This window comes from Aestuariivita sp., assembly GCF_049276915.1.
In the GTDB taxonomy this organism is placed as follows: domain Bacteria; phylum Pseudomonadota; class Alphaproteobacteria; order Rhodobacterales; family Rhodobacteraceae; genus Aestuariivita.
The window spans coordinates 17,375-37,945 of the sequence record NZ_JBASXK010000075.1; the positions used below are offsets into that span (position 1 = coordinate 17,375).

16 protein-coding genes and 1 pseudogene are annotated in these 20,571 nt (G+C 59.3%); 10 read left to right on the forward strand and 7 right to left on the reverse strand.

Annotated features, from left to right (window positions below; translation table 11 throughout):
- Positions 1 to 20: 20 nt before the first annotated feature.
- The 5 genes from WAO69_RS07750 to WAO69_RS07770 are packed head-to-tail and all read right to left on the reverse strand — an operon-like array spanning position 21 to position 7,846.
- Complete coding sequence (locus WAO69_RS07750) at positions 21 to 1,625, reverse strand: acyl-CoA carboxylase subunit beta (protein WP_422177726.1); 1,605 nt, start codon at positions 1,623 to 1,625, stop codon at positions 21 to 23.
- The gene (locus WAO69_RS07755; protein ID WP_422177728.1) at positions 1,622 to 3,616 is read right to left on the reverse strand and encodes an acetyl-CoA carboxylase biotin carboxylase subunit; all 1,995 of its coding nucleotides are present in this window, start codon (positions 3,614 to 3,616) and stop codon (positions 1,622 to 1,624) included. The genes WAO69_RS07750 and WAO69_RS07755 overlap by 4 nt, the downstream gene beginning before the upstream one ends.
- Positions 3,613 to 4,425, reverse strand: coding sequence for an enoyl-CoA hydratase/isomerase family protein (locus tag WAO69_RS07760; RefSeq protein ID WP_422177730.1), 813 nt, complete (start codon positions 4,423 to 4,425; stop codon positions 3,613 to 3,615). Before WAO69_RS07760 ends, WAO69_RS07755 begins: the two co-directional genes overlap by 4 nt.
- Before the next feature lie 11 nt (positions 4,426 to 4,436).
- Positions 4,437 to 6,059, reverse strand: a complete 1,623-nt coding sequence (locus WAO69_RS07765; protein WP_422177732.1) for an acyl-CoA carboxylase subunit beta — start codon at positions 6,057 to 6,059, stop codon at positions 4,437 to 4,439.
- Positions 6,056 to 7,846, reverse strand: coding sequence for an acyclic terpene utilization AtuA family protein (locus tag WAO69_RS07770; RefSeq protein WP_422177734.1), 1,791 nt, complete (start codon positions 7,844 to 7,846; stop codon positions 6,056 to 6,058). Before WAO69_RS07770 ends, WAO69_RS07765 begins: the two co-directional genes overlap by 4 nt.
- 97 nt (positions 7,847 to 7,943) lie before the next feature.
- Here WAO69_RS07770 and WAO69_RS07775 point away from each other — a divergent pair, with 97 nt between their 5' ends.
- Together WAO69_RS07775 and WAO69_RS07780 are read left to right on the forward strand one after the other, a co-directional pair.
- Entirely contained in the window at positions 7,944 to 8,669 is a 726-nt protein-coding gene (locus WAO69_RS07775) for a TetR/AcrR family transcriptional regulator (RefSeq protein WP_422177736.1), read from the forward strand.
- Positions 8,670 to 8,703: 34 nt separating this feature from the next.
- Complete coding sequence (locus WAO69_RS07780; RefSeq protein WP_422177738.1) at positions 8,704 to 9,465, forward strand: SDR family NAD(P)-dependent oxidoreductase; 762 nt, start codon at positions 8,704 to 8,706, stop codon at positions 9,463 to 9,465.
- A gap of 51 nt (positions 9,466 to 9,516) precedes the next feature.
- Here the strand turns inward: WAO69_RS07780 and WAO69_RS07785 are convergent, their stop codons facing one another.
- Positions 9,517 to 9,897, reverse strand: coding sequence for an EthD domain-containing protein (locus tag WAO69_RS07785; protein ID WP_422177740.1), 381 nt, complete (start codon positions 9,895 to 9,897; stop codon positions 9,517 to 9,519).
- Between the two features lie 473 nt (positions 9,898 to 10,370).
- On the opposite strand from WAO69_RS07785, the gene WAO69_RS07790 reads away from it, so the two are divergent.
- The 8 genes and pseudogenes from WAO69_RS07790 to WAO69_RS07825 form a co-directional block, all read left to right on the forward strand.
- The gene (locus WAO69_RS07790; RefSeq protein WP_422177742.1) at positions 10,371 to 11,225 is read left to right on the forward strand and encodes an ABC transporter permease; all 855 of its coding nucleotides are present in this window, start codon (positions 10,371 to 10,373) and stop codon (positions 11,223 to 11,225) included.
- A gap of 70 nt (positions 11,226 to 11,295) precedes the next feature.
- A complete protein-coding gene (locus WAO69_RS07795; protein WP_422177744.1) occupies positions 11,296 to 12,312 on the forward strand; it encodes a sugar ABC transporter substrate-binding protein in 1,017 nt (338 codons plus the stop codon).
- A gap of 177 nt (positions 12,313 to 12,489) precedes the next feature.
- Positions 12,490 to 14,538, forward strand: coding sequence for an ABC transporter permease (locus WAO69_RS07800; protein WP_422177746.1), 2,049 nt, complete (start codon positions 12,490 to 12,492; stop codon positions 14,536 to 14,538).
- A gap of 2 nt (positions 14,539 to 14,540) precedes the next feature.
- Positions 14,541 to 15,638: an SMP-30/gluconolactonase/LRE family protein gene (locus WAO69_RS07805; protein ID WP_422177748.1), complete on the forward strand. Its 1,098-nt coding sequence runs from the start codon at positions 14,541 to 14,543 to the stop codon at positions 15,636 to 15,638.
- Positions 15,631 to 17,145, forward strand: a complete 1,515-nt coding sequence (locus tag WAO69_RS07810; protein WP_422177750.1) for a sugar ABC transporter ATP-binding protein — start codon at positions 15,631 to 15,633, stop codon at positions 17,143 to 17,145. Before WAO69_RS07805 ends, WAO69_RS07810 begins: the two co-directional genes overlap by 8 nt.
- A 39-nt stretch (positions 17,146 to 17,184) precedes the next feature.
- A complete protein-coding gene (locus WAO69_RS07815) occupies positions 17,185 to 17,946 on the forward strand; it encodes an SDR family NAD(P)-dependent oxidoreductase (protein ID WP_422177752.1) in 762 nt (253 codons plus the stop codon).
- A 40-nt stretch (positions 17,947 to 17,986) separates the two neighbouring features.
- Entirely contained in the window at positions 17,987 to 18,751 is a 765-nt protein-coding gene (locus WAO69_RS07820) for an SDR family NAD(P)-dependent oxidoreductase (RefSeq protein ID WP_422177754.1), read from the forward strand.
- 216 nt (positions 18,752 to 18,967) lie between these two features.
- A pseudogene (locus WAO69_RS07825) lies at positions 18,968 to 19,614 on the forward strand (IS481 family transposase); the annotation flags it as partial.
- Between the two features lie 261 nt (positions 19,615 to 19,875).
- Here the strand turns inward: WAO69_RS07825 and WAO69_RS07830 are convergent.
- Positions 19,876 to 20,571: transposase (locus WAO69_RS07830; protein ID WP_422177756.1), on the reverse strand; the 696-nt coding region annotated here is incomplete at its 5' end.

A 20,571-nucleotide genomic window follows, 5' to 3' on the forward strand; every position in this document is an offset into this window, starting at 1 on the left:
TTATCCTTGGCGAAAGAGTTTCAGATGGGCGAAATTGGCCTGTGACGGGGCGGCGCGGGATTGGTGCGCCGTTTCGGGCAATTGGCGAAAGTTTCAATCAGAATGCGCCGGGTGTCGCGCGGGTCGATCACATCATCGATGCCAAAACCGCTGGCAGCATCGAGCGAACTGGTCTGAGCCTTGATGTCTGCGATTAGTTCGGCCCGTTTGGCTTGCGGATCCGCTGCCGCCTCATATTGCTTGCGATAGGCAACATCGACGGCCCCTTCGATGGACATGGCGCAAATCTCGGCAGTGGGCCACGCGAGTGCGATATTGGCATCAAACGCGCGCCCCCCGCCCATTGCGTAATACCCGCCACCATACCCCTTACGCAGCACAACCGAGGCCAGCGGCACCGTGGCGATCCCCATCTCAAAAAACAGCCGCCCACTGCGCCGCCCCAACCCGGTATCCTCTGCCGCAGGACCGATGGAAATGCCGGGGATGTCGATAAGCGAAACCAGCGGCAGTCCGAAGGCATCGCACATCGCGATGAAATGTGCGGCTTTCTCGCAGGCAGGAACATCCAGAATGCCGCCCTTGCGCATCGGCTGATTGGCAAAGATGCCCACGGGGCGTCCGTTCAACCGCGCAAAGGCCGTGATCATATTGCGCGCGTAGCCGGGTTTCAGCTCAAACACGCTGTCTTTGTCCGCGATTGCGTCGATGACCTTTTTCATATTGTAGACCCGGCGACTGTCGGCGGGCACAAGCTCCAATAACGCGTCATCGCGCCTGACGACGGGGTCGTCGCAAGGCACGACGGGAGGCGCTTCGCCCGCGTTCTGGGGCAGGTAGGACAGAAACGTGCGGATCGCTTGCAGGCACTCTTCCTCGCTGTCCACAGCCAGATCCGCAATGCCTTGTTGGTCCGCCTGCCGCTGTGCGCCGCCAAGGTCTTCCTTGGTGATTTCGCCAGCGGTGCCCGCCTTGACCAGCGCAGGCCCGGCGATCCCCATGGTTGATTGGCCGCGAACCATCACCACGAAATCGCACAATGCGGCGTAGGCGGTAGGCCCGGCAAAGCCCTGACCCATGATCGCCGTCACCATTGGCACCCAGCCCGATAGTGTCGCCAGTTCGCGAAATACCGGCGACGCGGCGGCGAAATGGGCGGCGTTCATGCCGTCCTGAATGCGGTGTCCGCCCCCCTCCAGCAGCATGACCATCGGCTGTCCGCATTCACGGCTGAACTTGACCAGACGTCCGCATTTGGCATCCGCGACCGCCCCGATGGAGCCGCCCAAAACGGTAAAGTCCTGCGCCAGAATATTCACGGGCTTTTGGTCGATAAGCCCCGTGCCCGTGACCGCCCCGTCCGCAGGAGCGATCAGATCCCGGCTCAGATCATGGCCGCGGTCGGGTTCCACCAGTCCGCCGATTTCGCGAAAGCTGTCATCGTCGCACAGCATGTCGAGCCGTTCGCGCGCTGTTGCCATCTCCATCGCGCGGCGTTTGGCCACCGCCTCGGGGCGAGCCGCGTCGCCGAGCGCGTATTTTGCGGCATCAAGTGCTGCAAGTTTTTCTGCCACCGTTTCCGCAGCTTTTGCGGTGTCTTTTTGGCGGTCATCACGGGAGGTCATTGTGCGCTCACCTCTATGTTCAGCAATCTTTCCCCGGCGCTGACCTGAGCGCCGACGGTCGCGGCCACGTCCTGCACCACACCATCCACCTGTGCGCGTATCTCGTGTTGCATCTTCATGGCCTCGATCACGGCAAGTATGTCACCACGTGTCACCGTCGCGCCAGCCGCCACTGTAACGTCCAGCACCAGTCCCGGCATCGGGGACGTGATCTCGCCGCTACCTGCCGCATCGAATGTTGCGACGGGTACCGCGACACTGTTCTGGAACACGTGCACAATGCCGTCGCACGACAGCGTCAGCGCGCCCGGAGCGTCCCATAGATACCCCACTTCGGTGCGGCTGCCCGCAACCCTCAGCAGCGCGCGGGTGGGGCCTCGATCAAGCACCTCGATTTCGGTGGAAGCGTCATCACCCGTCACCAGGAACCGGCCATTGCGTTGTGGCGTTATGACCAGATCCTGAATCACATCCCCACAAACCATCACATAGCGGGCGGCCAGGGCGCCACCGCTGCCCCAGTCCAGAAGTTCGGCAGGCACTCCGATGCTGCGCGCGTGAGACGCATCGCGCTCGCAACGGTACAGCAATGCCGCGGCACAGGCCGCTTCGGTAAATCCTGCCACGGGTTCCGCCAGATCGGATTGTTCAAAAGTCTCTTCGATGAGGGCGGTTGTGGCCGCGCCCTCGATGAAACGCGGGGCTTGCAGTACGTCCACGAGGAAGCGCTTGTTGGTGGTCAATCCGAAAACAAGGCTGTCTTTCAACGCGCCCACCAGCCTGCGCCGCGCAGTCTCGCGCGTGGGTCCCCAGGCAATGACCTTGCCAATCATTGGGTCGTAAAAGGGCGACACCTCTTGTCCTGTCTCAGCCCCGACATCATAGCGCACCCCCTCGGCGGGTGCCGGATCCCACAGCGAAATGCGCCCGGTGCGGGGCATGAACGATGTCGCGGGATCCTCGGCGTAAAGCCGCGCTTCGATGGCATTTCCATCAAGCCTCAGATCGTCTTGCGCAAGAGGCAAAGGATGTCCTTCGGCCACCTGCAACTGCAGTGCGACCAGATCAAGCCCGGTAATCATCTCGGTCACCGGATGTTCCACCTGCAGGCGCGTGTTCATTTCCAGAAAGTAGAATGCGCCCTGATCGTCGAGCAGAAATTCCACCGTGCCGACACCGCGATACCCGATAGCGCGGGCCGCCTCCACGGCGGCACTGCCCATCATATCGCGCAAATCCGGGGTCATGACAGGGCAGGGCGCTTCTTCGATTACCTTTTGGTGCCGGCGCTGCACAGAGCAATCGCGTTCGCCCAGATGGACCGTGTTGCCGAACGCGTCGGCAAGGACCTGCACTTCAACGTGGCGCGGCCGCAGAATGGCTTTTTCAAGGATCAACTCGCCTGACCCAAACGCATTCTGCGCCTCTGAGCGGGCCGCTTCCAGCGCTTTGGGCAAGGCATCGACCTTCTTGACCAGCCGCATGCCCCGGCCACCGCCACCAGCCGCCGCCTTGACCATCAATGGGTACCCAATGGCCTGCGCCGCCGTAATCAGCGCTTGAGGGGTCTGATCCTTGCCCTCGTAGCCCGGCACGCAAGGCACGCCCGCTTCGATCATTCTGCGTTTGGCTTTGGCCTTGTTGCCCATCAGGGCGATGGCGTCTGGTTCGGGGCCGATAAAGACCAACCCAGCCTTTTTGCAGCTTTCGGCGAATTCGGCGTTCTCCGACAAAAAGCCATAGCCGGGATGGATCGCGTCCGCCCCCAGATCCCGCGCGGCCATCAGGATTGCCTCAGCCGAGAGATAGCTTTGCCCCGCTGGTGCCGGCCCAACGCAAGCGGCATCATCGGCGGCGCGCACATGCGGGGCGGCGGCATCGGCCTCGGAATAGACCGCAAGCGTGCGATACCCCATGGCGCGGGCTGTGCGCATCACTCGCAGGGCGATTTCTCCGCGATTGGCGACCAGAACGCTTGCGAAGGGCGTCATTGGGAGAACTCCTGTGCCCAGCTGGGCGGGCGTTTTTCGAAAAAGGCGGCGATCCCTTCGCGGCCTTCTTCAGACAGAATACATTTCGCAAATGCGCGGGCTGCACGGTCGATCTGCGCCTCGGCGTCGTCGTCGTCCAGCAGCACAGACTTGGTCGCCGCGACGGCACCGGGGGCGCAGCGTCGCAGTTGAGTTTGTATTTTTTGGGCTTCGGTATCGAGTGCCGCGGCATCCTCGACGACAGTTGAGACCAGACCCAGCCGCTGGGCCTCGATCGCATCAAAGCGAGGGGCCGTCAGCATCAGCGTTCGGGCAACCGACAATCCGGCACGAGACCGAACGTAAAGCGCGATTTGCGCTGGCGGAATGCCGAGCGTTGTTTCTGTCAGGGCAAACTTTGCGTCCCGCGTCGCAACCGAGATATCGCAGGCGCACATCAGGCCCAGCCCCCCGGCCATCGCGGCCCCTTCGACCAAGGCGACAGTCAATTGTGGCATGGTGTTGAGCGTGTGAAAGAGCTGCCCGGCAGCGCGGCTGGCAGCTTCGATATCTGCGTGGTCCGGGGTGGCCGACTGGAAATCTGCCTTGAACTCGGCCAGATCACCCCCCGCGCAGAAAGTCCCGTCTGTGCCGCGCAGAATGATCCCGCGCAACGATGCGTCGGGGCGTGCCAGCATCAGGGTCTTTGTCAATTCCGCGGTCATCTGCCGCGACATTGCGTTGCGATGGGCGGGGCGGTTGAGGCGGATCGTCAGCCAGCCATCATCGTTATCTACGCTAAGGGTTTCGCTCTGTGGCCATTGCTGCATCTTTTGTTCCTTCACATCCGGGCCACGCCGAAGCTGTTCGGCTTTACGGTGCGGCGCCGTGCCTCGGCGCAGGTCTCTAGTGCAAAACCCAGCACGCGGCGGGTATCGCGTGGGTCGATGATACCCTGATCCAGCATTTTGCCCGAGGTATGGAACGCATCCGACTGGCCATCGAAATGCGCGGTCAGCCGCTCTTTCTGCGCGCTCAAGGCGGCTTCATCCACCGGCGTGCCACGTCGCGCTGCGCTGCTGCGTGCGACGTGATCCATCGTCAGCGCCGCTTGTTGACCACCCATGACGCCAGTCGTGGCATTGGGCCATGAAAACAGGAAATCGGGCGCAAATCCGACACCAGACATGCCGTAATTACCCGCCCCGAAACTTGCCCCGATATAAAGCGTGATCCGGGGCACCCGAAGATTGGCAACGGCCTGTATCATCTTGGCTCCGTGCTTGATCATGCCTGCGCGCTCATACGCGCGGCCCACCATGTAACCGGTGGTGTTGCTGAGAAATATCACTGGCATATCCGCCTGATCGCACAGCTGGAAGAACTGGGCCGCCTTGGCGGCACCTGCCGGATCAATCGGGCCGTTGTTGCCCACGATTGCGCAGGCGCGGCCATAGATCGCGGTCTGAACACAGATCGTGGAGGCCCCATAGCGCGGCTTGAAGTCTTCAAAGACCGACCCATCCACCACGCGTGCGATGGCCTCGCGCACGTCATAGGTTTTGCGGTAGTCCACTGGCACCAGCCCGGCGATGTCGTCCGGATCGCAAAGCGGGGCGGCAAATGTGCGCGCGGCATCAGGCACACAGTTTTTGTTCCAGTCCAACCGCTTGACCAGATCGCGCGTGATCAGCAGGGCGTGGGCGTCATCCTCGGCACTATACTCGACAAGGCCCGATACGGTGGCGTGCATCTCGGTGCCAGCAAGCTCTTCCTCGTCCGTCTCCTCTCCGGTGGCCGCGCGCACCAAGGCGGCCGCCGCCAGAGACGCGCGTCCGCGCCCCTTGACCGAGATCACGTAGTCGCTCAACCCCGGCATATAGGCCCCGCCCGCTGTTGCGGGCCCGTGCAGTACGGCGATTGTAGGAATGCCCGCCGCACTTAGGTTCGCAAGCTTGCAGAATATCCGCCCCGCGTACGCCCAGCTTTCGACGGCGTATTGCATCAGATCCGCGCCCGCACTTTCAACCAGATGTACGAATGGCAGCTTGTATTTCATCGAGATGTCGAGACAGGCCTGTATCTTGTCGCTGGTCTTGGCCACGGCTGACCCTGCCGCGATGCCGCTGTCGTCCACAAAGATCACGCAGCGCGTGCCGTTGATAAATCCGATCCCGGACAGCGCACTGGCACCGGGGACAGATGTTTCGCGATCGTCGGTGTCCAGCAGGTAGTTGGCCAGCGCATAAAGCTCCAGAAACGGCATGCCGGGATCAAGCAGCCGGTGCAGGCGTTCGCGGGGCGTAAGTTGTCCGCGTTCGTCGAACCGCGGGCGACGGCGCTCTGACAGGGCTGCGGCGCGCTCTTTGATCTGTTGCAACTCATCCAGAAGGCCGAGCATGTCTTGACGGTTGCGCGCAAACGCGTCGCTGGTGGTGTCGAGGGTGGAGGCATAGGGGCTCATGACAGACGCTCGATCAGGTTTTGGGGGACGGTGATGGGGGTCTGTAACAGCACTTGTGCAAACCCTTTGCCCAATGCGTCATTGCGCAGGCTGGCCACGCCGCCGCCGCCCAAAGTGCGGGTAAGCACGAAGTTGATCGCTCCGGGACCGGGTAGGCTATAGCGGGCCACGTCGCCGTCGAGAACATGGGCGAAACGGGCGGCCACGCCTGCTTCTGTCAACTGCGCCCAGAGATAGGGCAGTGCATCCGGGTGGCGTGCAATGATACCGATATTTGCGGTGTCGCCCTTGTCACCGCTGCGACCCCAGGCGAGCTGCTCCAGTGCCACGGTCACAGGTTCACTGGGCGCGGCAGGCTCTGGTGGGGGCGAAGGCCGGGATAGGTTTGCAGGCTCAAATGGCGTGCCAGAAGCGACAGGGGCCGCCATGCGTTCTCCGTCAAGTTCGATCTTCAAAGGCACCTTGTCTTTGGCCATCAGGAACGAGAACAGTCGTACCAGTGGTGAGGGGCGGGCGCGGGTACCAAAGAACCCCGACAGGCCCGGTGGCGCGGACAGGCCCATGCCGGACGCCGCACGCAAAAAGATGTCGAGCCCGGCCTTGTCTGGGTGCCGGGCTGCGTATTTGACCACGACCTCTTGTGCGGCCTGCGCCATCGCGGCATCGCCCATCTGGCTCCCACCGCCGAGGACTTCCACGCTTGTTTCCGTGAAATCGGCAAGGTTGGCAGCGCGAAGGTCCATCCGGGCGCGTGAAAACACGGCGTCACAAAAGGCTTGCGCCTTGGCCGCCGCGTGGCTGCCGTAGAACGTGGTGGTGGTGCCCGCGCGCCAGCCATCCAGATAGGTGGCCGATACTTTGTAGTTGTCTGTGGCGGCGGAGCCCCGCGCGCCAGTCAAACGCACGACATTCTCGGCCACTGCGTGCACCTTCACCTCAGAAAAGTCGCAGACCACATCCGCCACGATGTAGGCCTGCGGGTCGCCGATTTCATACAGCATCTGTTCTGCGACGGTCCCGATGGATACCAGCCCGCCAGTGCCTTCGGGCTTGCTGATCTCGGCCTCGCCGCCGGCATTCAGGGTGCAGATGGGATATCCGATGGTATCGAGGCTGGATGCGACCGATGCCCAGTCGGTGAAATTGCCGCCGGTCGCCTGCGTGCCACATTCAAGGATATGGCCGGCCAATGTGCCCGCGGCCAGCAGGTCGTGATCTTCCGGCTTCCAGCCAAAGGCATGAATGCAAGCGCCCAGCGTGACCGCGCTGTCGACGCAGCGGCCCGTAATGACGATATCCGCCCCCGCATCCAAAGCCTGCGCGATGGGGAAAGCCCCAAGGTAGGCGTTGACCGAAAACAACCTGTCTGCGGCGGGAAACGGCTCTGCGGTGAACATCTCGGTCGGGTTGAGGTCGGTGGCGCGGTCCATCAGATCGTCACCGTGCACGACAGCCACGGATAAATCCAACTCCATCTCAGCTATCATCGCCCGCACGGCATCCGCGCAGGCCTGCGGGTTCACACCGCCTGCATTGGCCACAACCCTGACCCGCTGGTGCGCGATTTCAGGCAGGTTCTGACGCAGGACAACATCGACAAAGTCCTTGGCATAACCCGCGCGGGCATCCTTTGAGCGGGCGCGCGCAAGGATCGACATGGTCACTTCTGCCAGATAGTCGAAGACAAGAAAATCGAGGTTCTGTGCCGCCAATAGCTGCGCCGTGGCTGTGGGGCTATCCCCCCAATACCCGCTCGCACCGCCAATTCTGATCTGCGATCTGCGCATTACCTGGCCGTCTCCCCCTCGGTGTGGTGTTGCGTCCTTGAGGCAATGAAAGCATACTCATTATAAATGAATCAAGCTCATTTTTGGGAATGGCAAGATGCAGGCAGTCGAATCCAAGACCCGGCGGCAGAAAGTCGAGGAGAAGGAGCGCACCATTCTCGCGGCCACCCGGCAAGTCTTTCGGGATGGTGACAAGGAGGGTGGCAAAGACGTCAAGATCGCCGCAATCGCCCGTGAGGCAAACCTCGCGGAGGGCACTGTATATCTGTACTTTAAGAACAAGCAGGCTCTGTTGATGGCCGCGGTCAGTGATTTCTACGATGAGCTGACCCGCGACGCGCAGGCCGCCGTGGCAGTGCAGTGCGACACCGGTACGAAATTGGCCAAACTCGCGCAACTACACTTTGAACGGGTGCTGGACGAATGGCCGCTGATCACCGAGGCCATGAGCCCATATCTGCCCTCACCGCAGTATCGCGAAACCGAGGCGTTCGCATTGAACCGACGATATGTCGAAGTCTTCGACCTTGTGGTCCGTGACGGGATCAAGCGCGGCGATATTCGCAACGATTTGTCAATTCCGGCCATCCGCAATGCGTTCTATGGCGGGCTGGAACATTGCGCCCGCAGTGCGCGGCTGCGCCTGATGCGATTGGATGCGATTGCAGAAGTGGATGATTTCCTGACGATCTTCACCGTTGGGATCATGGACAGGCCTCCCGCGTGCGCGGGAGAGGGCGCGCTTGATGGCGCCGCTTTGGTCCAGCAGCTGGAGCGCGTCATCGAGGGTGTAAAACAGCAAATGGACCGCGACGCGACCTGACTGCAGAGAACTTAAAACCAGAGGGCAAAAGACAATGGATATCAACGGACAAGCCGCAATTGTCACGGGTGGCGCTTCGGGGCTGGGTGGTGCGACGGTCGATATGCTGGCCGAGGCCGGTGCAAAGGTCACGATTTTCGATATGAACGCAGATCTGGGCGAGGCAAAGGCCCGCAAAGCAGGTGGCGCGTTCGTGCAGGTGGATGTCACCAACGGGGGCAATGTTGAAGACGCCATTGCAACTGCTAAGCGGCTGCATGGCACCGCGCGCATTTTGGTGAATTGTGCGGGCATCGGTCCGCCCGCCAAGGTGGTTGACCGCGACGGGATCGCCGCGTCACTGGACGCGTTCAATGCGGTCGTCAACGTCAACCTGTCGGGCACATTCAACGTGCTGTCGAAATTCGCCGCAGCCCTGCACAAGGCGGAGCCAATAGGCGATACGCGCGGCGTAATTGTAAATACCGCCTCCGTTGCAGCATATGACGGTCAAATAGGGCAGGCGGCCTATGCGGCGTCCAAGGGCGGGGTTGTAGGCATGACGCTGCCGGTCGCGCGCGAACTGGCGCGTTATGGCATCCGAGTGATGACGATCGCGCCGGGGTTGTTCCTGACGCCACTGCTTGAGACGTTATCTGAAGAAATTCGCGCCTCTTTGGGCGCGCAGGTGCCGTTTCCCAGCCGCCTTGGCGATCCGTCGGAATTCGCGCAGATGGTGGGCGCGATCATTGCCAACCCGATGTTGAATGGCGAAACCATTCGTCTGGATGGCGCAATCCGGATGGCCCCGAAGTGAGTTCTGAAAACTGGAAGCCGGGTCTTGAGAAGCGGTCTAATGCAAAAGTGGTTACCCTTGGTCAGACGTCAGGCTGAAAGGGACATCGCCCAGCCAGACCGGCGAATTTGCCAAATCGATAAAACGCTTTTCATCCGCGAGCAATTCACGCCCGGCAGCCCGTCCTTCGGCGCTGGTCATGGCCGTGTCCAGATCCTCGCGCGAGGCCCAGATCATTTCCGCAACCCCGTCGTAGGCGGGTGGGGCGCCGCGCACATCGGCAAGTGCGGTGCCCATTGGATCATCGATTGTATGGATCTGATTGTAAGCGACGAACCCCAAGACCGCGCGGTGTTTTTCCACAATAGGCCCATGCGTCTCGCGCCAGTAGGTCTGGAATTCTGCACGCGAAAGTTGAGGCTTTCGGCGCAGGCAAAACGTCAGTTTGATCATGGGTTCCGTTCCTTTTTTCTGATCCGATTGTGGACTTTAACAGCCAATGCTTGACACATCTAGCATAACAAGTGATCGTTAGGTTAAATCATGTTCCTGATCTTGATTTTCTTGCAATGCCGTTGGTCCAGGACGGTGTAACTCGAGACTGGGAGCGGGAAGTCAGCGCCGCGATCTGGGCCGTTTATCTGTATTGTTTGGCAACTGGGGATGTTGACGTTTATGAGGCTGCTTACTTTTATTTCCGTTGGCCGAGATGCTGAAAATGACCCTGTTGGACGTGCAATCGAACGTACGTGTTACAGTACGGGAGACGTGTCGGCATGACCGAGGCGAGTGGACCGCAATCGTTCATGCGATCAAAAGACAGCCTCCTGTCGCAGGAAGTGATTGTCATGTTAGTCACGCTGTTTTTATGCGTCATTTTCGCGGTGACCCTTCCGGGATTTGCGACACTCGGCAACCTTCTGACCATGAGCAACAGTGTCGCGATCCTTGGTATGCTGAGCCTTGGCATGGGCGTTGTGGTGATTGGCCGGGGGCTTGATCTGTCGCAGATCACGGCGATGGCGGTCAGCGCAGCCATTGTGTGCCAGATGATCGGGTCCGGGTATCCGATACTTGTGGCATTGCTGGCCGGACTGGCCGTGGCATTGGCGATCGGGATTGCAAACGGCCTGATCATCGCGTTCATCGAGATCCCGGCACTTTTCACGACATTGGCCAGCGGTTTACTGGTCTACGGCATTGCGCGGATCACCGTTCTTGATGGGTTCATCAGCTATATTCCGAATGGGAACGATGCGTTTCTATACCTTGGGCAAGGGCGCCTGTTCGGCATTCCATTCCCGGTGATTGTATTCATCATTCTGGCAGTTTTGGTGCATTTCATGCTGTCGCGCACCAGCGTCGGGCGATTCATTTACGCACATGGGGACAACGCGGACACCGCGCGGCTGTCCGGGATCCCAGTACGGCCGCTTACCGTTTTCGAGTACTGCGTCAGCGCGGTCATCGGCTTTTTGGCGGGACTTGTCATGGCCGCAATGAACGCCAGCATGAATACGCAGGTGATCAATTCAACGCTGATTTTCGATGTCATTTTGGTGGTGGTGCTGGGCGGGATCTCTTTGGTTGGCGGGCGCGGCAGCGTCTGGAGCGTCGTTGTCGGGGCCGCGCTGATCGGCACGCTGCTGAACGGGATGATCATCATGAACCTCGACAGTAATTTGCAAAGCATCATCAAAGGGTTGGTGTTGTTGGGTGCGATCCTGCTGGACAACTTCCTGCACCCCAGAAACGAAGAAACCGCACGGCAAGGTGACTGAGCGGACAACACGAAGGCCAAATGGCCGATTGAAAAACACGGAGGAGAAACGATTGACCAAGAAAAATGTAATGTCCCGACTGATAAAGAGTATTCCCGCAGTCGCAGCACTTGTTGTTGCAGGTGGTTTTGCTGCTGACGCGCAGCAACTGGCGGGCGGTAAAAGCTCGGCTGAATTGCGCGAGCTGGTCGATTCAAAACTGGCGGGCAAGACTGTGGCGTGGATGCCCACAACTCTTGGTTTTCCGCTGACGGACATGTGGACCCACGTCATGCAGCAAGAAGCGGACCAGATGGGTATGACACTAGACGTGCGTGATCCGGGCTGGAACCCCGATACCATGGTGCAAATCGTCAACTCGCTGATCGCTGACAAGCCTGATGTCATGATCGTGCATAACTTCAATGTCCAGCTGCTGGCCAAGCAACTGAAAAAGGCGGAAGAAGCCGGGATTCACGTCGTTCAGGTCAACATGGTCTCGAACTACAAGACAGGTGCCTATGTCGGTGCGGATTGGGGTCAGATCGGCCGTCTGGTCGGTGAAGACGTCGTGCAGGCTTGCGGTGCGAACAGCGGTTCATCCGGCAAGGTTGCCGTGGTGCAGGGGGATCTGACCTCGGCTGCGAGCATCGAACAACTTGCCGGCTTCAAAGAGGCACTTGCTGCGGACCCGTCGATCAATATCGTGTCTGAACAGGACGCGGCATGGGATGCCAGCAAGGCCAACACCATTACCGCCACGGTGCTGCAACAACATCCTGATCTGTGTGCGACGTTCGGGTTCTGGGGCACCATGCAAAACGGTGCGGCACAGGCCGTGAAGGCGGCGGGCAAGACCGATCAGGTCAAAGTCTACGCATCGGGCGAGGGAAACCGTCAGGACTGCACCAATGTTGACGACGGGTTGTTCTACAAGTTCCTGAACTACAGCGCGCCCAAGCAGGGCGAAGCCATCATGTCCGCCGTCAGCTTTATGCTGCAATCGGGCCTTGCGCCGACCGACATTCGCATGGCGCACTACAGCCGCCCGTTCTGGGTGACCAAGGACAACGTCGATGCGTCCATGTGCTTTGACGTACCGGGCTAAGAGCTGAACAGTACACCTGAGGGAAAGCGCGCGGCGCTTTCCCAATCCATCCCGAACGGCCTGATATCATTGGAATCCCAAATGACCGCTCGCACATCCGCCAGCTCTCGGTTGCACGATCTGCGATCGCGCTTCTCATTCCGCATCTTTTTGTCAGATCTGCTGTCAAAGTCGTGGATGGAACCTGCGATTCCCTTCGCGATCATGGTGGCGCTGATCACCTATTTCTCGTTGACGGTGCCGAACTATGCCACGGCCTATAATCTGGTCGAACTGCCCCGGCAGTTTGCGGAGTTTGGTTTTGTCGCGATTGCCATGGCGATTGTCATCATCTCGGGCGGTATTGACCTGAGCGTTGGTGCGATTGTCGGAATCGTCAATCTGGTCGCACTTCTGTTGATCAGTGTGTTTGAATTGCCCGTCGCTGTCGTCTTCGGTGCCAGTGTCGTGTGCGGTGCCGTTCTGGGGGGCTTTAACGGGTTCCTGATCGGCTACCTCAAGGCGCGGCCGTTTTTGACCACGATGGTCACACTGATCATTTACCGCGCCATCGTCGAGATCATCAATAAGGCCTATGCGGTCGAAATCGCCACCGCTTGGGTGGATAACGCAGCGTGGGATTTTCTCGGTGATGGTCTCATTTTGGGAGTGCCGGTCAATGTCGTGATCCTCGTGATCGTGGCTCTTGTCGGACATTTCTTCCTGCGCAATTCGCGGCCCGGCTGGCACATCATGTCCATCGGCTCCAGCCGCAAGGCCGCGCGCCATGTCGGCATCAAGGTCGAACGTCTGCTGTTCCTGACCTACGTCATGTCCGGCGTTTTGTGTGGGTTGGCGGGCGTTCTTTATGCGGCGCGCCAGAGCAGTCCGGGGACCGACACCGGCACAGGCTGGGAGGTCACGGCGCTGACAGCCGTGGTGCTGGGCGGCATTTCACTGGCGGGGGGCAAGGGCACGATTGGGCGTGCGATGATTGGTGCGGTGATTGTGTTTGTGCTGGTCAATGGTCTGGTCAGATTGGGCGCGCCGGGGCCTGTGACCTCGGTTGGTCTGGGGATGCTTTTGCTGGTCGCCGTCGGACTGGACGTGAAATGGGCCAAGAACCGGGCGAAAGTCATCCAGAAGATCTATGTGAACCCGACCTTGGTTGAGTTCGGGCCAATGCCCGAGATCGCCCCGGACAGTGGAACGCCGCTGGCGGAAAACAATGCGCTGAGTTCGGTGGACGCGATTGGACTTGACCGGATTCAGGGGCCTGAGGATGTGATCCTTGACCGGCAGGGCAGGCTATACGGCAGCACCCGCGAAGGCTGGATCGTGCGCTTTTCGGGCGAAGATTTCTCGGAGCGCGACGTCTTTGCCCGGATTGGCGGGCGCCCCTTGGGCATGGCGTTTGACAAGGACGAAAACCTGATTGTTTGCGTGGGCGGTATGGGTCTTTATGGCGTGCGTCCCGATGGCGAGGTTTACAAGCTGACGGATCAAACCAACCGGACATGGTACAAGCTGAACGACGATTCACGTCTGCGGCTGGCGGACGATCTGGATATCGCACCGGATGGCAAGATTTACTTCTCTGAGGCCACCATCCGCTATGAGATGCACAGCTGGCACGTCGATGGGGTCGAGGGGCGCGGCAACGGACGTCTGGTGCAACACGACCCGGCCACGGGCGAAACGCGCACCGTCGTCAAAAGCATGGTCTTTCCCAACGGTGTCTGTCTGGCGCATGATGGGCAGTCCGTACTGGTGGCCAGTACATGGCTGTGCAAGATTTTCCAGTACTGGATCGCAGGACCCAAGCAGGGTCAGATGGAGGTCTGGGCGGACGATTTCCCAGGCTATCTCGACAACATCAACCGCGCCTCTGACGGCGGCTATTGGGTGGCGCTTGTTGGCATCCGATACCCGGCCTTCGATCTGGCGATGCGCAGTCCGGGGTTCCGCTACAGGATGGTCAAGGAAATCCCGGTTGATGAATGGATTTTCCCGGGCGTGAACAATGGCTGCGTCATCAAACTGGATGCCAATGGCAAGCCGGAGGCGTCTTACTGGGATCCGGGCGGCGAAAACCATCCAACGATCACCTCGATGCGCGAGCATGAGGGGTATCTGTATCTGGGCGGGCTCGAGAACAACCGGATCGGCCGTCTGAAACTCAATAATGTCGATGAGACATGGACCGGATGGGAGTCCTACTGGGGCGACAAGCGGAGGGACGTGTAGCGATGTCGCAGATGCTCAGAACAATGCGCGCGATCCTCAACCGAAACAAGGATCAGCACTCTATTCCCGTCATGGATGGCAATATGTCACCCAACGATGCGCTGGACCGCTGTGCACAGGTTTGCGCGTTTGACGCACCGCCCGATGATATGGCGTTTGATGCGAACGGGGCCTTGCATGTCTCTGTTGGTGCGCGCGTTTTACGCCAGACCGCCAGCTCCGTTTGGGAGGAGGTTGCGACCTTGCCCGGCAGCGTGGGAGGGCTGGTGTTTCATCCTGATGGGCGGCTGCTTGCTTGCGTGGCGGGCGAAGGGCTTGCCTTGATTTCAGCCGGCGCGACCGAGTGGCTCCGAGAGGTGGGCGGGCAGACGCTGGGGTGTCTCACATCCGTCGCTGTCGCACAGGACGGTATGATCTATCTCACCCAGGGGTCCTGCCAGACCGGGCCGGAAGACTGGGTCGTCGATTTGATGCAAAAGAATGCCTCAGGTATGCTGATCCGATACGATCCTTCAGCTGACAAAACGCAAATTCTCTTACGCAAGCTCGCCTATCCCGCAGGGGTCGTGGTGACGCCGGATGATCAACACATCCTTTATAGCGAAGCTTGGGCACATACGCTGACCCTTTGTGATCGCGACGGCGGCGCGCGCCGACAAGTCGTGCGCAACTTTCCTGGCTATCCGTCACGTCTGGCACCGGACGGGACGGGCGGATACTGGGTTTGCATCTTTGGTGCGCGTACACATCTGGTGGAACTTGTGCTGAGCGATGCAGACTTTCGCACCAGCATGATGGCCGAGATTGACCCCGCGCATTGGATCGCTCCGTCGCTGCGCGCAACCGGTTCGTACAAGGAACCGTTGCAGGGTGGCGGCATCAAGAAGCTGGGCGTGGTCAAGGCATGGGCCCCGCCGCGTTCTTACGGTCTGGTCGTTCGTATCAACAGCGAGGGCGATATCATGGAAAGCCTGCACAGCCGCGTTGGCGGGACATGCCACGGTGTGACAGCCGTGCAACCGCGTTCTGATGGGCTTTGTGTTTTGTCCAAGGGCCATCAGCGCCTTGTGCGTCAGCAAAGGGGCGATGCGGATGAGTGACAAAGATAAACCGATCATCCGTATCACTTCCGGCAGCAAGATCTATGGCGGTGTCCACGCGATTGAGAATGTGAATTTCGACATCCATGCGGGCGAAGTGCATGCGCTTGTCGGCGAAAACGGTGCGGGAAAATCGACCCTTTCGAAATCGATCGCGGGCACCATAAAGCTGACCCACGGCACGATCGAAGTTGACGGCGCTGCGATCACTTTCGAGAGCCCTGCCGACGCTCTCAGGCAAGGCATCGCGATGGTCTATCAGGAAACCAGTCTTGTGCCCACGATGACGGTTGCGCAAAATATCGAGCTGGGGAATGAAAAATTCTACAACAGTTTCAGACCCCTGAACATCAAAGCTCAACAACACCTGCAGTCGCGAAACTTTCATGTTGATCCTGCGGCCATGGTTTCATCGTTGGGGGCCGCACAACGCCAGATGGTCGAGATTGCCCGCGCGCTGCGGTTTGATGCACGGGTCATCATCTTTGACGAACCGACCGCCAGTCTGACACCCGAAGAGATCCTGCACTTTTTTCACCTGATAGAGGATTTGCGCAATCACGGGGTGGGCATTGTCTATATCTCTCACGCGCTTGAGGAATCTCTGCAAATTGCGGACCGCATCACCGTACTGCGCGATGGGCAGGTCATCGACTGCAAACCGGCGGGTGAATTTGACCGCGACAGCCTCGTGCGCGCCATGGTGGGGCGCGATGTCTCGCAAAGTCACTATGCGCGGGCGGAACACGCCACCGACAAGACCAATTTCGTACGTCGCAAAGTGCTGAGTGTTGAGAATGTGACCATGGGCAGCGCCGTCAAGAACATGTCTTTTTCGGTCTATGCGGGAGAGGTGGTGGCGATGTCGGGTCTGATCGGGTCGGGCCGTACGGAAATCGCCAAAGTTGTCTGCGGTGAATTCAAACGCAATCTGATCAACGGCGGGATGATCTATCTGCATGGCAAGCCGGTGCGCTACCGGGTGCCCGGTCAGGCCATCAATGACGGCATCGTTTACATCAGCGAAGACCGCAAGCAGAACGGTTTCTTTGAGACCATGACCGTGGACGACAACATCTATCTGGGCTGTCTTGCAACCCGGCTTGGGCGGCGGATATTCACCTCGAATGCGCAACGCAAAGCCTTGGCCGATGCTTGGGTCGACAAGCTTAACATCTCTTCGACCCACAGGGACGCAAAAATCTCGGAGCTGTCGGGTGGTAATCAGCAAAAGGTTATGATTTCCAAAGCTTTGGTGCAGGAACCTAATCTTGTTATTTTTGACGAACCTACGCGCGGTGTGGATGTTGGCACGATCCCCGTGATCCATCAGGCAATCCGCAATCTGGCACAGGAGGGCAAGGCGGTGCTTGTCATCTCTTCGTATCTACCTGAGGTGCTTAGCATTGGTGACAGGATACTGGTCGCGCGGCAGGGGCGGATCGTCGAAGAGTTTGATGCCGCCACCGCCAGCGAAGACAAAATCATGTACGCGGCCATTCATTGAGGCGCATTGCGCAGCAAACACCGTTTAAGGAATTGTGCCATGTCCATTTTTGAAGATCGCGTCGCCTTCATCACCGGTGCCGGGTCTGGCATCGGCCGCGCCGTGGCACTGAAGCTCGCGGCGGAAGGGGCCAAGGTTGTGTGTTCCGATATCAACGGTCAGACCGCGCTGGAAACGGTGGCGCTGGCCGAGGAATTGGGCGCAACAGCGATTGCCGTTGTGCTTGACACCTCGGATGAGGAGGCGATGAAGGAGGCACTTGCCAAAACGCGCGGCGACCTTGGGCGACTGGACGTATTCATGAACAACGCAGGCGTAGGCGGCAAAGACTGGGAGACAACGACTTCGGTCAATCTCGATGGTGTCTATTACGGTCTGATCCATGCCTGCCCGATAATGGCCGATCAAGGGGGCGGCGCGGTCGTCAACACGTCATCGATTGCCGGGTTGGGCGGACTGATGTGGGCCGAAGACTACCACAAAAACACCGAGCTCGTCGGATCGCTCAGTGCGTATGTGGCCAGTAAACATGGTGTTGTCGGGATGACCAAACAGTTCGCGGTGGCCTTTGGCAAAGCAGGTGTCCGGGTCAACGCAATTTGCCCTGGCTATATCGAGACGCCTATCATCACGACGCTACGTGGGCCTGAGGGTATGGACTTCCTCAGATCTCTGCATCCGATGGGGCGGCTTGGGTTTCCTCAAGAAGTGGCCGAGGTGGCAGCGTTTCTGGCCAGCGATGCGGCAAGTTTTGTGACCGGTGCCGCTGTGCCGGTCGATGGCGGGTACACGGCGCGATAGGGACGGCGTTTTGCTGTCTGCACGGCAAAGGGGCGACATTATGGGACGTTTGGACGGCAAGGTTGCGGTGATCACGGGCGGTGCGGGCGACATCGGCAAAGCGGCTGGCGAACGGTTTGCGAATGAAGGTGCGAACGTCCTGCTGGTCGATGTGGATGCGGAGGCCTTGGCCGCGGTCTGTCAGGAGATGGACAACGCGTATATCGCGTCTTTTACGGCTGACGTCACCCGTGCTGAGGATAATCTGGCGATGATCGCAGAAGCGACGCGGCGCTTTGGCGGGGTGGATATCTTCTTGGCCAACGCCGGGATTGAAGGCTCTGTCACTCCCATCACCGAATGTGATGAGGCGGATTTTGATCAGGTGATTGCTGTGAATGTGAAGGGGCCCTTCCTTGGACTGAAGGCGGCAATCCCCGCAATGATGGCGCGCGGTGGCGGTAGCATCATCATTTCCTCCAGCGTTGCGGGCGTGCGAGGGTCTGCAAACGCTTCCCCTTATTCAACCAGTAAACATGCGGTCATCGGCTTGATGAAATCAGCCGCCAAGGAAGTTGCAGCGCACAAAATCCGCGTCAACACAGTGAATCCGGCACCAGTCGAAAGCCGCATGATGCGCTCTTTGGAAGAGGGCCTGGCCCCCGGTCTGGCGGATCAGGTGAAAGCTGTGATGCAATCAAACATCCCGTTGGGCCATTACGCGACACCCCAGGATATCGCAAATGTCATGCTTTTTCTGGCCAGCGATGACGCCGCATTTGTGACGGGTTCGGTGCAAATGGTCGACGGTGGCATGATGGCGTGATGCCACCGCCTGAGCTGCACAACCCATTGCATCCGGGTCGGCATTGTCAGAAGAAATCTGCTTGAAGCGGGCAGGGCGACCACCTAGCCTTTCTGGATGACAAAACACTCCCCATTTCGCTACTTGTTCCATCCCGGATGATCACATAGACCCTCGTCGCTCTGCGTTTTTCATGGCAAGGTCGGTTCTGAGGGACATTTGGGACGGGGTTCGACCATGCTGATCCATCTTCACAAACAGGCAACGACGACACCAAAGGTAAGGGCGGCGATCCAGTCAAGCGATGAGCCTGCATCGACCCTGGCGGGACGCTTCGGCACGACGGAGCAGACGGTGTATAAGTGGCGTCACCGCGACAGCGTTGAGGATCGCAGCCACACGCCGCACCGGCTGCAAACGACGCTGACCCCGGCCCAGGAGGCCGTTGCGGTGGCCTTGCGCACGACGCTGCTGGTATCGCTCGATGACCTGCTGGCTGTGGTGCGCGAGTTTCTGAACCCGAATGCCTCGCGCTCTGGGCTGGACCGCTGCCTGCGTCGGCATGGCGTTGGAAACCTGCGCGATCTGAAGGCCAAAGCACCCAAGCCGAAGCACAGCGCCTTCAAGGCCTATGAACCCGGCTACCTGCATATCGACGTGAAATACCTGCCGCACCCTCTCGGGACATTGCTGCGCAATGCCCTGCCGGGCAGTGAATGGCCGATCAGAGTTCCCGCCGCTACCTTTTCGTGGCAATCGACCGAGCGACACGCTGGGTCTTCATCCGCGTCTTCAAAGCCAAGACAGCAGTCAATGCCCGCCGCTTCCTTCGTGACCTCGAACGCGCTTGCCCGCTACGCATCCGCACAATTCTTACGGATAACGTCCTATGCGCGGAATAATTGGCTGATTTGGCATCAGGTCATTGTCGTATCGAAGTGCCTCGACACGTTCATAAACTGGCTCAATTCGGCGATTTGGTCAACGACAGTCTCTCCCATAACAAACACAGAGTACGCTGTTGCGGCTCTCACCGTCCTTAAGACGAGATCATCGGGTCGCTAACACAGAAGGCCTGAACATTATCTACGAGGTCAGATGTCTGCCTCCACGGCCCTTACAGAGAAAGGTCCTTCTGCGATCAATCACCCCTCAAAGAAGGGGCGATAGGGCTCGCCATGTTTAATGATCCCGTGAACTGTGCGGGCCATTTTGGCGGCGATTGCGGTATACGCCTTTCGGCGCAAATGTGTGTTGTGGCGGTCCTTAGCGATGTAGCGCTCGAACTTATCCCGGAAGCTGTTGGTCCGCTGCAGAATGGCAACCTGACCAGCCATCCACAGGGTGCGGCGCAAGCGGGCATTCCCGTATTTTGACAGCTTGGTTTGGCCCCGGAATGTACCGGACTGGATGGTTGCAAGGTCCATGCCACAGAACTTCAAGAACTGGCGGTGGTGTCCAAAGCGGCGCAAGTCACCAGCTTCTGCGAGGATGGTCAGAGCGTTGATCGGGCCGATCCCAGGTATTGATGTCAGCAACTGATAGTCAGGTAGATCTTTGAGAAGCGCGATGGCGCGATCTTCAATTTGATTGCGTTGCGCAATGAGACTGCGGCCTTCTCCAAGCACCAAGCGGAACATTCTGATCGCATCAGAATCTGGGGCAACCGGCAATCCCACTGAAGACTTGGCTGTCTCGTAAATATCTGCAAGCAAACGCTCTTTCGCGACCTTGCGCCCAATGACGTCCCAAGCATCAGCGGTGAAAGCGTCTTTGCCCATTGCCGTGATAAGATGTGGTGATGGATAACGCTCAAGGAATGCAAAGAACCAATCACTGCG